General features: G+C 70.4%; 14 protein-coding genes. 7 read left to right on the plus strand and 7 right to left on the minus strand.

Annotated elements, in window-relative coordinates:
- The first annotated feature begins 7 nt into the window (after positions 1-7).
- Positions 8-1,444 carry an FAD-binding oxidoreductase gene (locus ACZ1DY_RS04455; protein WP_465483665.1) on the plus strand — a complete coding sequence of 479 codons (1,437 nt, stop codon included), beginning with the start codon at positions 8-10 and terminating at the stop codon, positions 1,442-1,444.
- Here the strand turns inward: ACZ1DY_RS04455 and ACZ1DY_RS04460 are convergent.
- Entirely contained in the window at positions 1,441-2,886 is a 1,446-nt protein-coding gene (locus tag ACZ1DY_RS04460) for an aldehyde dehydrogenase family protein (RefSeq protein WP_465483666.1), read from the minus strand. The genes ACZ1DY_RS04455 and ACZ1DY_RS04460 overlap by 4 nt on opposite strands.
- Before the next feature lie 59 nt (positions 2,887-2,945).
- Positions 2,946-3,491, minus strand: a complete 546-nt coding sequence (locus ACZ1DY_RS04465; protein WP_465483667.1) for a DinB family protein — start codon at positions 3,489-3,491, stop codon at positions 2,946-2,948.
- A gap of 126 nt (positions 3,492-3,617) precedes the next feature.
- On the opposite strand from ACZ1DY_RS04465, the gene guaA reads away from it, so the two are divergent.
- Positions 3,618-5,174: a glutamine-hydrolyzing GMP synthase gene (guaA, locus tag ACZ1DY_RS04470; RefSeq protein WP_465483668.1), complete on the plus strand. Its 1,557-nt coding sequence runs from the start codon at positions 3,618-3,620 to the stop codon at positions 5,172-5,174.
- Between the two features lie 234 nt (positions 5,175-5,408).
- On the opposite strand, the gene ACZ1DY_RS04475 is transcribed toward guaA, so the two are convergent.
- Both ACZ1DY_RS04475 and ACZ1DY_RS04480 read right to left on the minus strand, forming a co-directional pair.
- Positions 5,409-5,642 carry a hypothetical protein gene (locus ACZ1DY_RS04475; protein ID WP_257489219.1) on the minus strand — a complete coding sequence of 78 codons (234 nt, stop codon included), beginning with the start codon at positions 5,640-5,642 and terminating at the stop codon, positions 5,409-5,411.
- Entirely contained in the window at positions 5,635-6,906 is a 1,272-nt protein-coding gene (locus ACZ1DY_RS04480; RefSeq protein ID WP_257489218.1) for a PspC domain-containing protein, read from the minus strand. The genes ACZ1DY_RS04475 and ACZ1DY_RS04480 overlap by 8 nt, the downstream gene beginning before the upstream one ends.
- Before the next feature lie 110 nt (positions 6,907-7,016).
- On the opposite strand from ACZ1DY_RS04480, the gene ACZ1DY_RS04485 reads away from it, so the two are divergent.
- Genes ACZ1DY_RS04485 through ACZ1DY_RS04495 form a run of 3 tightly spaced genes read left to right on the plus strand, consistent with a single transcriptional unit; the run spans position 7,017 to position 9,480 of the window.
- Positions 7,017-8,372 carry an ATP-binding protein gene (locus ACZ1DY_RS04485; protein ID WP_192747876.1) on the plus strand — a complete coding sequence of 452 codons (1,356 nt, stop codon included), beginning with the start codon at positions 7,017-7,019 and terminating at the stop codon, positions 8,370-8,372.
- A gap of 7 nt (positions 8,373-8,379) precedes the next feature.
- A complete protein-coding gene (locus ACZ1DY_RS04490) occupies positions 8,380-9,087 on the plus strand; it encodes a response regulator (protein WP_085939730.1) in 708 nt (235 codons plus the stop codon).
- Positions 9,088-9,480, plus strand: a complete 393-nt coding sequence (locus ACZ1DY_RS04495) for a DUF4345 domain-containing protein (protein WP_465483669.1) — start codon at positions 9,088-9,090, stop codon at positions 9,478-9,480. It abuts the gene before it with no gap.
- A 58-nt stretch (positions 9,481-9,538) separates the two neighbouring features.
- On the opposite strand, the gene ACZ1DY_RS04500 is transcribed toward ACZ1DY_RS04495, so the two are convergent.
- Positions 9,539-9,883 (minus strand): hypothetical protein, encoded by a 345-nt coding sequence (locus ACZ1DY_RS04500; protein WP_465483670.1) that lies wholly within the window; start codon positions 9,881-9,883, stop codon positions 9,539-9,541.
- Positions 9,880-10,821 carry a DMT family transporter gene (locus tag ACZ1DY_RS04505; RefSeq protein WP_126736634.1) on the minus strand — a complete coding sequence of 314 codons (942 nt, stop codon included), beginning with the start codon at positions 10,819-10,821 and terminating at the stop codon, positions 9,880-9,882. The genes ACZ1DY_RS04500 and ACZ1DY_RS04505 overlap by 4 nt, the downstream gene beginning before the upstream one ends.
- A 100-nt stretch (positions 10,822-10,921) precedes the next feature.
- Here ACZ1DY_RS04505 and ACZ1DY_RS04510 point away from each other — a divergent pair, with 100 nt between their 5' ends.
- Entirely contained in the window at positions 10,922-11,854 is a 933-nt protein-coding gene (locus tag ACZ1DY_RS04510) for a LysR family transcriptional regulator (RefSeq protein ID WP_126736635.1), read from the plus strand.
- A 62-nt stretch (positions 11,855-11,916) separates the two neighbouring features.
- Positions 11,917-12,585, plus strand: a complete 669-nt coding sequence (locus ACZ1DY_RS04515) for an alpha/beta fold hydrolase (RefSeq protein ID WP_465483671.1) — start codon at positions 11,917-11,919, stop codon at positions 12,583-12,585.
- Here ACZ1DY_RS04515 and ACZ1DY_RS04520 read toward each other — a convergent pair.
- Positions 12,582-13,625: a serine/threonine-protein kinase gene (locus ACZ1DY_RS04520; RefSeq protein WP_465483672.1), complete on the minus strand. Its 1,044-nt coding sequence runs from the start codon at positions 13,623-13,625 to the stop codon at positions 12,582-12,584. The two genes, ACZ1DY_RS04515 and ACZ1DY_RS04520, sit on opposite strands and share 4 nt — an antisense overlap.
- Positions 13,626-13,643 lie beyond the last annotated feature (18 nt).

The following is a 13,643-nucleotide window of genomic DNA, read 5'->3' on the forward strand; positions in this document are numbered from 1 at the left end:
AACAGGCATGGAAAGAAGGGCGTTCCTCAAACTCGCCGGTGCGACAGCGGCCGGGGTGGCCGCGACGGCGTGTTCCGCCGCGCCGCCGGCCCAGGCGCCCAGCTCCGCTCCGGGAACGTCGTTACCGCCGAGCACCGGCGTCACGCCGCCGTCCGGTCCGCCGGACTGGGCGGCGTTGCGGAACAAGGTTTCCCTGCTCTTGCCGGGGGATTCCGGCTACGACAGCGCCAAACGTGTGTTCAACCCGGCCTTCGACGGGCTCAGGCCCGCCGCGATCGCGAAATGCGCCAAACCCGAGGACGTGCAGGCTGCCGTTTCCGCTGCCGCGAGACGAGTTCCCATCGCCGCGCGCAGTGGTGGGCACAGCTACGCCGGATACTCGGTTCCCGACGGTGGCCTGATGATCGACCTCGGTGGAATGTCCTCAGTGGACGTCCAAGGTGAACAGGTCGTGATCGGCGCGGGCGCGAAGCTGAAAGACGTCTACGCGACACTCGGCCGTGCGGGCCGTTGCCTGCCCGCGGGTTCCTGCCCCAGCGTCGGGATCGCCGGGCTGACGCTCGGTGGCGGAATCGGTGTGCTAGCACGGAAATACGGCCTCACCTGTGACCATCTGGTGTCCGCACTAGTGGTCACGGCGGACGGGGAGATCCGGACCGTGTCGGCGGATTCAGAGCCGGAGTTGTTCTGGGCGTTGCGCGGCGGGGGAGGCGGCAACTTCGGTGTCGTCACCTCGTTCACTTTCCGTACCGATCCGGCGCCGTCGGTCGTTGCGGTGTTCTCCCTGCGGTTCCCGGCGGGCAGTGCGAACGACGTCGTCGCCGAATGGCAGCGTTGGCTTCCCGAAGCTCCGCCTGAACTGTGGGCGAATGTCGTGCTGTCCGGCGGATCGACGGTCGGTGTGCGGATTTCCGGTTGCTACGTCGGCGATTCCGCTTCACTCGCCCGGTTGCTCGACCAGGTCGGTGGGACGCGGACGGTGAAGCAGCTCGACTATCTCGGTGCCATGAAGTACTTCTCCGGCAGTGAAAACCGTCAGTCCTTTGTGGCCTCGTCGCGGATACTCGGAGAACCGGTGGAGCCCGCGAAGTTGACGTCCGTCCTCAAGGGCAGGCAAGGAATGGACCTGCTGGTCGACGGTCTCGGCGGCGCCGTCGCCGACATCGCCCCGGACGCCACCGCGTTCTGGCACCGGAAGGCGATCGGGAGTGTGCAGATCTACAGCCAGGCGGACGTGAACAACCGTTCCGCGGCAACGGATTCCGTCGCGGAGGTGGTGTCGGGTCTCGGGCTGGGCGGGGGCTACGTCAACTACATCGACCCCGCCCTGCCCGACTGGATGACGGCCTACTACGGCGGCAACGTCACCCGCCTCAGGCAGGTGGCGAAGACCTACGACCCGGACAAGGTGTTCGGGTTCGCGCAGGCCGTCACCCCGGACTAGAGGTCGATGCCGGTGAAGACGGTGACCCGTTCCTCGGTGAGGTCGTGCATCGCGGCGAGGACGCCCTCCCTGCCGACGCCCGATCCCTTGACGCCGCCGTACGGCATCTGGTCCGCGCGGTAGCTCGGTACGTCGCCGATGATCACGCCGCCGACTTCGAGTTCCGTCGACGCGTAGAAGGCGAGATGCACGTCGCGGGTGAACACCCCGGCCTGCAAACCGTACGCGGATTCGTTGACCGAAGCGAAAGCCTCGTCCACGCCATCCACAATGGACACTACGAGTACCGGTCCGAAGATCTCCTCGGCCCAGGCCTTTGTGGACGGTGGCACGTCGGTGAGCACGGTCGGTTCCACCGTCGCGCCGTCCCGCTTGCCGCCGGTGAGGATCTTCGCGCCCGCGGCGACGGCCTCGTCGATCCACGCGACGATCCGTTCGGCGGCGGCCTCGTCGACGACCGGTCCCACGTCGGTGTTCTTGTCGTACGGGTCGCCGGTTCGCTGTGCCCGCACGGCTTCCACCAGTGCGGGCACGAATTCCTCGGCGACCTCGCGTTCGACGATGACCCGCTGCACGGCGATGCAGGACTGCCCGGCCTGGTAGTTGCCGAAGGTCGCGATGCGTTCCGCGGCGCCTTCCGGATCCGGCCAGTCGCGGAGCACGACGGCGGCCGCGTTGCCGCCGAGTTCGAGCACGACGTGCTTGCGCGGCGCGGCGTCCGCGATCGACCAGCCGACCGGACCCGAACCGGTGAACGAGACGACCGGCAGCCGGGGATCGGCGACCAGCGCCGACGTCTCCTCGTTGCCGAGCGGCAGCACCGAGAACGCGCCCTCGGGCAGGTCCGTCTCGGCCAGGATCTCGCCGAGGATCAGCGCGGCCAGCGGCGTGCGCGGCGCGGGTTTGACGATGATCGGCGCGCCGACCGCGAGCGACGGCGCGACCTTGTGCGCCACCAGGTTCAGCGGGAAGTTGAACGGCGCGATGCCGAGCACCGGGCCGCGCGGGATCCGGCGGGTGAGGGCCAGCCTGCCCTCGCCCGCCGGATCGGTGTCCAGGCGCTGCAGGTCGCCGCTGAACCGGCGGGCCTCTTCGGCCGCGATCCGGAACACCGACACCGCTCGCCGGACCTCCGCCTCGGCCCACTTGAGCGGCTTGCCGTTCTCGGCGGTGATGACTTCGGCGATCTCCTCGGCCCGGCCGGCGATGACCCGCGAAACGTGGTCGAGCGCCGCGGCGCGGCTGTGCGCCGAGGACCGCCGGAACTCCTTCGCGACGCTCGCCGCAGCGCTCACCGCTCGTTCGACCTGCTCCGGGCCGGGCACCGCGACGGTGGCGACTTCGCTGCCGTCATAAGGGTGGTGCACGGTGATCGTCGAAGCGCCCTGCTCGGGGCGTCCGGCGATCCAGGCGGGGCGCGGCTCCGGGGTGATCATGTCCATGGGTGACAAGGTATTCGAGGCGGGGCTCGGAGAGCACCTTGAGCATCGCGTTTAGCGGGCTAAACGCGATCCGGCCGTGGGCGTGAGCGATAGAGGTCGCGCAGGAGCAGGACCTCGGCGCCGTGGTGGATGGCCTCCCGGTTGATGTGGAGGACGAGGGTCGCGAGCGGGTACTCCGCATACGGGCCTTCGGCCTCGCCGCAGGGACGCGCGAGGTCTTCGGCGGTGAGGCCGCGGACGCCGTCACGCCAGCGCGCGTAGGCGTCGTCGAGTTGCTTCAGTGCTTCTTCGGCGGAGGCCGCGTAGGGGAAGGTCTGGTAGTCGGCGGGCGGGCCGCCGAAGTGCGACGCGTTCCGCATCGCGAAGACGCCGATGATGATGTGGGCGAGGCGCCAGGCGATCGTCGTCACCGGCGGCGGCGATGGCTCCGGATACGCCCAGTCGATCGTCGGCTTGCCGCTCTCGTCCGGCCGGATGCTCCAGCAATCCTCGACGGGTTCCCAGAGGTATTCGTCGTCGCCGAGGGTGTCCAGCCGGGGCCGGAGATGCCGCGTCCAGTGCCAGTCGAGCTGTTCGGAGAGTTCCTTGCTCCAGTCGATGCCCATGTCTCGGACGGTAGGACCCCTCGCGGTCATCCGCTGTCCTGAATCGTGAGGGGGTTGGCGGCGAGGTGACCCGGCCCACCTGGGACGATGGTGGGGAAGCGTGCTGCTCTGATCTGGAGGTTTCAGGTGCCCAGTCCCACCGGTCCGGTACTCGTCGTGGACTTCGGGGCGCAGTACGCGCAACTGATCGCACGGCGCGTGCGTGAGGCGCAGGTCTACTCCGAGGTCGTCCCGCACACCGCCACCGCCGAGGACATCCTCGCCAAGAACCCCGCCGCGATCATTCTTTCCGGTGGTCCTTCCAGCGTGTACGCCGAGAACGCCCCCGCCCTCGCCCCTGGGCTGGTCGAGGCGGGCGTGCCGATCCTCGGCATCTGCTACGGCCACCAGGTGCTCGCGCAGGCGCTCGGCGGGACGGTCGAGCCGACCGGGATCCGCGAATTCGGCCGCACCGAGGTCCGCGTCGCCGGTGAAGGCGGCGTGCTGCACGCCGGTCTCCCGAGCAACCAGCCCGCGTGGATGAGCCACAACGACAGCGTCACCAAGGCTCCCGAGGGCGCCACCGTCACCGCTTCGAGTGACGGCGCCGCCGTCGCCGGGTTCGAAGACGTCGAACGCCGCTTCGCCGGCGTCCAGTACCACCCGGAGGTGCACCACTCGCCGCACGGCCAGGAGGTGCTCCGCCGCTTCCTGCACGACATCGCGGGCATCAAGCCGCAGTGGACGACGTCGTCCATCGTCGACGACCAGGTCAAGCGCATCGCCGAGCAGGTCGGTGACGGCCGGGCGATCTGCGGGCTCTCCGGCGGCGTCGACTCCGCCGTGGCCGCCGCGCTGGTCCAGCGGGCCATCGGTGACCGGCTGACCTGCGTGTTCGTCGACCACGGTCTGCTGCGCTCCGGCGAGCGCACCCAGGTCGAGCGCGATTTCGTCGCCGCGACCGGGGTGAACCTGGTGACCGTCGACGCGCGGGACCGGTTCCTCGACGCGCTGGCCGGGGTCACCGACCCGGAGGAGAAGCGGAAGATCATCGGCCGCGAGTTCATCCGCGTGTTCGAGCAGGCCGAGCGCGACCTCAAGGCCGAGGGCGACTACAAGTTCCTGGTGCAGGGCACGCTGTACCCGGACGTCGTCGAGTCCGGCGGCGGCGAGGGCGCGGCGAACATCAAGAGCCACCACAACGTCGGCGGGCTGCCCGACGACCTGCAGTTCGAGCTCGTCGAGCCGCTGCGCCTGCTGTTCAAGGACGAGGTGCGGCGCGTCGGGCTGGAGCTCGGGCTGCCGGAGACGATCGTGCAGCGGCAGCCGTTCCCCGGCCCGGGGCTCGGCATCCGGATCATCGGCGCCGTCGACGCCGAGCGGCTCGAGACGCTGCGCGCGGCCGACGCCATCGCGCGCGAGGAGCTCACCGCGGCCGGTCTCGACGGCGAGATCTGGCAGTGCCCGGTGGTGCTGCTGGCCGACGTGCGCAGCGTCGGCGTCCAGGGCGACGGGCGGACCTACGGGCACCCGATCGTGCTGCGGCCGGTGTCGTCCGAGGACGCGATGACCGCGGACTGGACGCGGCTGCCGTATGAGGTGCTGGAGCGGATCTCGACCCGCATCACCAACGAGGTCGCCGAGGTGAACCGGGTGGTCCTGGACGTCACGTCCAAGCCGCCGGGCACCATCGAGTGGGAGTGACCGGTCGCGGCCCGGACTTGCGTTTAGCCCGCTAATCGCGATCTGCCGCCTTTGGGCACCCAGGCGACCGGATCGCGTTTAGCCCGCTAAACGCGCTCTGAGGTCTTGGGGCACCCGGCGCGCCCCGGATCGCGTTTAGCCCGCTAAACGCGATCCGGGCGCAGGTGGGAGCAAGGCGAAGGCCCCGGCGAGGGGCCGGGGCCTTCGGAGTGGGGTGGAGCGTGAGCGGCGCCGCTAGCGGCGGCTCTTGCGCAGCGAAGCGGCGAGCAGCATGACGCCGACGAAGATCGCTCCACCCGCCATGACCCACCGGAAGTCGAACTGCGGGAGCCACGAGGCGCCGTCCGAGAGGACGTACCCCGACACCAGCAGCGTCGCGATCCCGAAGATCAGGGTGAAGACGTCCACCCCTCGCTTGGCGGGCTGCGACGGCTGGGCCTGCGCGTTGTCGTAGTCGTACTCAGCCACGGCGCACCTCCACGTTCCCGACACCGTTCTCGACCTTCACGGTGATCTTCTGTCCATTGGTGCCCGGCGACGTGAAGTCGACGACCTCCTCGCCGACCCCCGAGCGCGACTGGCCTAGGCAGTCGATGTCGCCCGCGCCCGTCTCGCAGGAGACCTTCACTTCGGCACCCGCCGGCACGAGCACCGTCGAGTTGCCCGCCCCGTTGGAGACCTTCGTGCTCACCGACGCGCCGGCGGGCAGCTTGGTCAGGTCGACGTCGATGTTCCCCGCCGACCGGTGGTACTCCGGGAGCACCTCGGACGCCTGGACGGGCGTCGCCGTCAGGTCGCCGACGCCGCCCTTCACGGAGAAGTTCTCGAACGGGACCGTGGTCAGCGCCATCCCGACGATCGCCAGCGGTACCGCCAGCCCGATCAGTCCGCGGCCGCCCCGGACGAACGACCCGGCCACCAGCCCGATACCGATCACACCCAGGGTGAGCCCGACGACGTGCTGCGGGGTGAACCACGCCTCGCCGTCCAGCCCCAGGACGGTGCCGACCCCGGCGACCAGCACGGCGATCCCGAAGGTCGCGACACCGATCTTCGACTTGCGACCGCGGGGCGCAGGCGGCGCAGGAGGCGGCGGAGGAGTCTGCGGCGGCAGCCCGCCGGACGGCGAAGCGTTCGGCAGGTCCCAAGCGGACGGGTCGGCCGCGAGCGGGTCCCAGCCGCCCTCGGTCGCCGTCGAGGTGGAGGCCGCCGACGCCGACGCCATGGAGAACGCGGCCGTCGGATACGCCGGTGCGGGCATCGTCGGCCGGTTGAACTGCCCGCGGTTGCGGTGCAGCAGATACAGCGCGACGGCCATCAGCGCGAACCCGATCAGCCCGGTGCCGTCGGCCATCCAGCCGCCGCTCAAGGTCCAGGTGAGACCCGGGAACAGCAGGAGCAGCAGCAGCACCGCGAACGCCGGCGAGCTCGACGCGCGCCCACGGCCGATCAGGCTCTCGAACGCGGAAACGGGGTCGCCCTCCTGCGGCAGGAACAGCCAGCCCAGCAGATAGACGAAGACGCCGAAACCGCCGAACACGGTCGCCGCGACCAGCGCGACCCGGACCACGGTCGGGTCGATGCCGTACCGGTAGCCGATGCCCGCGGCGACACCGGCGAACTTGCGGCCTGCCACCGGGCGGACCGGCCTGCTCCGCCAGAAATCCTTGACGGTCTCCTCGAAGCCGGCCGCGGGGCCGCGCTTCGGAACCTGTGTCTCACTCCCACTCATGCCACAAAGAATGCGCCCCGCCGGGCCCCGCCACATCCGGGAACGTCCCTGAGGTTTCCCCCAGCGGGAAGAGTCAGGGGTTTCCCCGATGGATCGGTACCCCGTGGCATGTGACCATGGAGAACGTGCAGGAATCCGCCCCCAACGACCTCGCCGAACAGGTGAAGCCGACGATCATCGAGCGCCCTCCGGTGCCCGTTCCCGGCAGCCTGTCCCCGGCACCGTTCGAGCCGCCCAAGATGTACCGCCGCCGTTCCGGCCGCGCCATCGCGGGTGTCGCCGGCGGTCTCGCCGATCACCTCGGCGTCAAGGTGCTCTGGGTCCGGACGGCGTTCGCGTTGCTGGCCGCGCTGAACGGCGTCGGCCTGCTCGCGTACGGCCTGCTCTGGGTGTTCGTCCAGCAGCAATCCGGTGAAGTCGAGCCGGAGAAATCCGCGCCGAAGGAGAAGCAGCAGGCGTTCGGCCTGATGGCGCTGGGGGTCGGCCTCGCCGTCGCCAGCGGCACGCTGACCGGCCTGATCAGCGGCTGGGTCGCCATCCCACTGGCACTGGCGATGATCGGCGCGGCCGTCGTCTGGCGTGAGGCCGACGAGTCGCAGCGCCGCCGCTGGCGCCTCGGTGCCAAGGGCGGTGTCGCCACGGCCTTCCTCGGCGGCGGTGGCTGGTCGGCCGCGATCCGCGTGGTCGCCGGTGTCGCACTGGTGATGACCGGGATCGGCGTCGTCGTGCTGGAGAGCGGCAGCATCGACCAGGTCAAGTTCGCGCTGGTCGCCGTGATCGCGACGCTGTTCGGGGTGGCCGTGCTGACCGTCCCGTTCTGGCTGCGCCTGGTCCGTGACCTGTCCGACGAACGCATGGCCCGCATCCGCACCGACGAACGCGCCGAGATCGCCGCCCATCTGCACGACTCGGTCCTCCAGACCCTCGCGCTGATCCAGAAGCAGGCGGATTCGCCCCGCGAGGTCGCCAGGCTCGCGCGCGGGCAGGAACGCGAGCTGCGCGGCTGGCTGTACGGGCCGTCGGGGTACGGCAAGAACAAGAAGACCGAGGACGAGGCCGTCAGCGGCCAGCTGTCCGAAGTGCTCGCTGCCGCGTGCGGCGAGGTCGAGGACGCCTTCGCGATCTCGGTGCAGCAGGTCGTCGTGGGGGAGGCCACGCTGAACGAGCCGCTGACCGCGTTGGTCCAGGCGGCGCGCGAAGCGATCGTCAACGCCGCCAAGCACGCGGGTGTCGACGAGGTCAGCGTGTACGCCGAGGTCGAGCCGACCGCGGTGACTGTGTTCGTGCGCGACCGGGGGAAGGGGTTCGACCCCGACGTCGTGCCGAGCGATCGGCACGGGCTCGCCGATTCCATCCGGGGGCGGATGGAGCGGCACGGCGGGAAGCTCAAGCTGCGTACCGCACCGGGTGAAGGAACCGAGGTCCAGCTGGAGATGCCGGTCAAGGCGGGGAAGGGCGCGGCGTGAGGTCGCTATGCTCACGGGACAGGGCGAGCGAGGGAGCATCGTGACGGAGAACCAGCAGACGCGGGAGCCGGTCAAGGTCTTCCTCGTCGACGACCACGCGCTCTTCCGCGCGGGTGTGCGCACCGAACTGGACTCGATCACCGACGACGTCCGCGTGGTCGGTGAGGCGGGCTCGGTCGCCGAAGCGGTCGCGGGTATCGCCCGGACCAAACCGCAGGTCGTGCTGCTCGACGTGCACATGCCGGACGGCGGCGGCGCCGAGGTGCTGCGCCGGGTCCGGCCGGAACTGCCGGACGTCGTGTTCCTCGCGCTGTCGGTCTCCGACGCCGCGGAAGACGTGATCGCCGTGATCCGCGCGGGGGCCCGGGGGTACGTCACGAAGACGATCTCGTCGAAGGAGCTCGTCCGCGCCGTCGTGCGGGTTTCGGACGGGGACGCGGTGTTCTCGCCGCGGCTGGCCGGGTTCGTGCTCGACGCGTTCGCCGACCGCCCGGGTTCCGCGCCGATCAGCGATCCGGATCTCGACCTGCTGACCCCGCGCGAGCGTGACGTGCTGCGGCTGCTCGCGCGCGGGTACGCGTACAAGGAGATCGCGTCGGAGCTGTTCATCTCGGTGAAGACCGTCGAGACCCATGTGTCGAGCGTGCTGCGGAAGACGCAGCTTTCGAACCGGTACGAGCTTTCGCGCTGGGCTTCCGACCGGCGTCTCGTCTAGGTGGCGGCTGTCCTCATCGGCCTGGTGGCCGTGTTCTTTCTGGGCATGGGGCTGCTGGGGCTCGCCGCGCCGAAGCGGCTGATCCGGCCGTTCGGCATTTCGCTGGAGTCGGCGACGGCGCGAACCGAGGTGCGCGCGGTGTACGGCGGCTTCGGTGTGGCTGTCGCGGTGCTGCTCGGGTTCGCGGCTTTCGACGTCGGCGGGATCCAGCGGGGCGTCGCGATCGCGGTGGCCGTCGCGCTCGCCGGGATGGCCTTCGGGCGGCTGGTCGCGCGGTTCGCGGAGCGGCCCGAGCGGTTCTATCCGAGCTGGCTCTACTTCTGGGTCGAGATCGTTCTCGCCGCTCTGCTCATCCTCGCGACCGTGGCGCCCGACCTGCGTTTAGCGGGCTAATCGCGATCCGGCGAGCCCCCAGGCCCCACCGCATCGCGATTAGCCCGCTAAACGCAGGTCAGCGGAATTCGTGGGTGACTTCGATCTTCCCGACGATGTGTGCGTTGAACTCGGCGAGGTCCTCGGCCGGGACCCACAGCTCGAGGATGGTCTTCCCGCCCGCCTGCTGGACGGGGTACCGCTCGACGAACGCGGTCTCGACCTCGAACCGCGTCACGAACCCGGCGCCGTCGTACCGCACGTTCCAGTCGCGGGCGATCTTGATCGCGTAGTCCTCGTTCAGCACCGGGTAGAAGATCGGCTGCTCCGGCAGCCGCGGCGGCCACTCGCGCCAGCCCGACTCGCGGACGAGGTCGAGCTCGGCGGGCCCGGCCGGCCGCCACAGCGTCGTCGTCGCGGTCACGGCGCGGCGTCCCCGGCGGCGGCCAAAGGGCGCTCGACCTGCGGAGTGGTAGCAAAGGTCCCTTGCTCCCTCGGGCGGAGCCGGGTCAGCGCGACCCCGCCCAGCACGACGACCATCCCGGCGATCACCCGCAGGTTCAGCGGCTCGGCCAGGAACACCGCTCCCAGCAGCACCGAAACCACCGGCAGCAGGTAGCCGACGATCGACGCCGCGACGGCGCCTTCGCTCGCGAGGAGCTGGTAGTTCAGCGCGAACGCGATCCCGGTCGACCCGATCCCCAGGATCACGACCGCGACGACCGCGCCGGTGCTCAGGTGCACCGGTTCGAAACCGCCCATCGGCATCGCGAGCAGCAGGAACCCGGTCGCCAGCAGCATCTGGCCGCCGGCCAGCGACATCGGCGAGTCGCCGGTGCCGGTGAGGTACTTGCCCTCGTAGACGAACGCGAAACCGTAGCTCGCGGCCGCCGCGAGGCACGCCAGCGCACCCCAGCTCAGCAGGCCGGAGGCCTCCCACGGCGCGAAGATCAGGAGGATCCCGGCGAGTCCGACGACCAGCCCGGTGACCCGCACCGCGGTCATCTTCGTCCGCGAGCCCATCATCGGAGCGGCCAGCAGCACCCACAACGGCGTCGTCGAGTTCAGCACCCCGGTGATCCCGGAGTCGACGGTCAGCTCACCCCACGCGAACAGCAGGAACGGCAGCGCGTTGTGGAAGAACGCCGCGACGGCCAGATGTCCCCAGATCCGCCGCCCCGACGGCAACCGGTCGCGGCCGAGGTAGCAGAGCCCGATCAGCACCGCCGCGCCGAGCGCCACCCGCGCCAGCACCAGCTGCACCGGCGAGAACGCGCCGAGCCCCAGCTTGATCCAGAAGAAACTCGATCCCCACATGAGCGCCAGCGCGCCGATCCGCAGCAGGGTCTTCGTCTCGCCCACCAGTCCTCCTTAAGTGCCCGGCCCAGCTTCGCCGCGCCGACGCGTAAGGACAAGCGAAAATAACTGCAGGCAGCGTTAAGAAGAACTGTAAGATCGGGGCATGCTGGACGTCCGCCGCATGCAGGTCCTCCGAGCCGTCATCAGTAGCGGTTCGATCACCGCCGCCGCCCGGAATCTCGGCTACACACCCTCCGCGATCAGCCAGCAATTGTCCACCCTGGAAAGGGAAGCGGGCGTCGAACTGCTCGAGCGCGTCGGCCGCGGCGTGCGGCCGACCCCCGCCGGTTCGCTGCTGTCCGAACACGCGGAAACACTGAGCACCCAGCTCGCGAAGGCCGAAGCCGCGCTCACCGAACTCAAGGAAGGCCGCACGGGCAGGCTCGCGATCCGCTACTTCGCCACGGCGGGCGCCTCGCTGGTGCCCTTGGCCGTCGCCGCCCTGCGCCGGGAGTTCCCCGGTGTCCGCCTCGACCTGAAACTGGTCGAGCCCGACGATTCGATGCCCGAGATCGAGTCGGGCAAGGCCGACGTCGCGATGATCGTGCTCCCCAGCAGCACTCCCCGGATCAAAGGGGTCGAGTACGTCCACCTCCTCGACGACCCGTACCGCGCGATCCTGCCGAAGAACCACCGGCTCGCCCGCAAACGCGTCCTCGATCTCGGCGAGCTCGCGGAAGATCCGTGGGTCGGCGTCGACGGCCTGCCCGGTGCCTGCCGCGACATCCTGCTCGACGCCTGCGGCGCGGCCGGGTTCGCCCCGAACCACGTCGTCGAATCCGAGGATTACCAGACGGCGCAAGGGTTCGTGGCCGCCGGTCTCGGTGTCGCGCTGATTCCGGAGCTCGGTCTCGGCGCTCCGCATCCCGGCGTCGCCATCCGCAAGGTCCGGCGGCCGGATCCGGTGCGGTCCATCCACGCCGCCGTGGCCGCGCACGCCAGGGAACACCCCGCGGTGCGGCGGTTCCTCGGCGCGATCCGCGAGGGGGCCGGACAGGTAAGCGGGACTGGCCGAGTGGGCACGAAAACCGGCTGAGCTTGATCGGCCGCGCCAGCGGTCGACAACCTGGCAGGGAACCCGCCAGCGAAAGGACCCCGGTGCGTCCCCTGATCGTCCTGCACGGCTCTTGGCACCAGCCCGCCCATTTCGACGACGTCGCCGGACGCCTGCGCCGGGAAGGCGCCGACGTCACCGTCCCCGACCTCGGTGGGCGTCCGATCGCCGAAACCACCCGGACCGTCCAGGAACTCGTCGACCAGGCGGCCGAACCACCGGTGGTGCTCGCGCACTCCTTCGGCGGACTGACCGCCAGCGGGCTTCAGGGGATTTCACACCTGATCTTCCTGGCCGCGATCGTCAGCGAGCCCGGGGAAACCGCTCAGTACTGGATCGAGCGGATCAAGGAGGAGACCGGTCGCGAACCCGCCCAGGTGCCCTTGACCTTCGACGACAAGGGCCTGACCCATCTCGACCTGGCCGCCGTCCGCGAGGCCGTGTACGCCGACTGCGCGGACGCCGTCGCCGAGCGGGCGACGGCGTTGCTGCGCCCGGAACCCGTCACGATCTTCGACCAGTCGCCGGAGGGTTCGGCGTGGAAGGACACCCCGAGCACGTACATCGCCTGCACCGAAGACCGGACTCTCGCCCCGGAACTCGTGGCCCACTGCGCCGCGCGCTGCGACACGACGGTGACCTGGCGGGCGAGCCACAGCCCGTACCTCAGCCGTCCGGTCGAGCTGGCGACGCTGGTCCTCGAGCGGCTCTAGATCAGGAACAGTTCCGCGAACAGCACCCCGACGAGGATCGCCGCCACCACGGCACCCGCGACGATCAGCCATTTCCGGGTGTCGGGCGACTTCGCGGCCACCGGCGCGGCGGGCGCGTACTGCTGCGCCGGCGGCGCGTACTGCGGCTGCGGCGGCTGATACTGCTGCGGCTGGTGCTGGGGGAACTGTTGCGGCGCCTGCTGCGGTGCCTGCTGGACGGGCATCGGCATCGAGGCCGGAACCGTCGGCATGGCGGGCGCGGTCGGCGGGATGAACGCCGTCTGCCGCCCCTCCGTGATCGCGTTCAGCGAGCGCACCGTGTCGGCCATCGTCGGCCGCGCGTCCGGCTCCGCCCGCAACATCTTGCGCAGCGCGCCCGCCAGCGGCCCGGCGGTCTGCGGCGGCCGTTCCGAGGATTCGCCGTCTTCACCGAACGGCGGCACCCCCTCGACCGCCGTGTACAGCGTCGCGCCCAGCGAGAACACGTCGGACGCCGAAGTCGCCGGTTCGCCGCGCGCCACCTCGGGCGCCCGGTACGCGGGGCTCGGACCGCCGCCGGTGATGCCGATGTCGGTGAGCTTCACGCCGCCGTCGTCGGCCAGCAGGACCGTGCCCGGCTCGACGGTCCGGTGCACCACCCCGGCCTCGTGCATCGCGGCCAGCGCGCGGCCGAGCACGATGCCCAGCCCGGCGGCCTGCTCCGCGGTCAGCCTGCCGTGCTCGGCGAGGAAGGTCGCCATCCCGCGGGACGGGATGTACTCCATCACCAGCCACACGTCCGGCCCGTCGGGCAGGACGTCGTACACCTTGATGGCGGTGGCGTGCTCGAACTTGGCCGCGTCCTTGCCTTCTTGGATCACGACGGCCTTGGCCTGCTCCGCCCGATCCGGCGGCAGGCCGACCGGCAGGTACATGCGCTTCATCGCGACCGTGCGGAGCAGGCGTGTGTCGAACGCCAGCCACACGATGCCCGCCCGGCCGCGCCCGATGGGCTGGTCCAGGCGGTACCGGCCGCCGACGATGGAACCTTCAGAACTCAATTGCAGCCTCGGATCGGA

The organism is Amycolatopsis sp. PSD-21, from assembly GCF_055561455.1.

Bases quoted from the DNA above. Each gene is read 5' to 3' on its own strand.
- ACZ1DY_RS04455 (WP_465483665.1), top strand. From the start codon at position 8: ATGGAAAGAAGGGCGTTCCTCAAACTCGCCGGTGCGACAGCGGCCGGG.
- ACZ1DY_RS04465 (WP_465483667.1), bottom strand. From the start codon at position 3,491: ATGGGCATCGACTGGAGCAAGGAACTCTCCGAACAGCTCGACTGGCAC.
- ACZ1DY_RS04480 (WP_257489218.1), bottom strand. From the start codon at position 6,906: ATGAGTGGGAGTGAGACACAGGTTCCGAAGCGCGGCCCCGCGGCCGGC.
- ACZ1DY_RS04490 (WP_085939730.1), top strand. From the start codon at position 8,380: ATGCTCACGGGACAGGGCGAGCGAGGGAGCATCGTGACGGAGAACCAG.
- ACZ1DY_RS04460 (WP_465483666.1), bottom strand. From the start codon at position 2,886: ATGGACATGATCACCCCGGAGCCGCGCCCCGCCTGGATCGCCGGACGC.
- ACZ1DY_RS04510 (WP_126736635.1), top strand. From the start codon at position 10,922: ATGCTGGACGTCCGCCGCATGCAGGTCCTCCGAGCCGTCATCAGTAGC.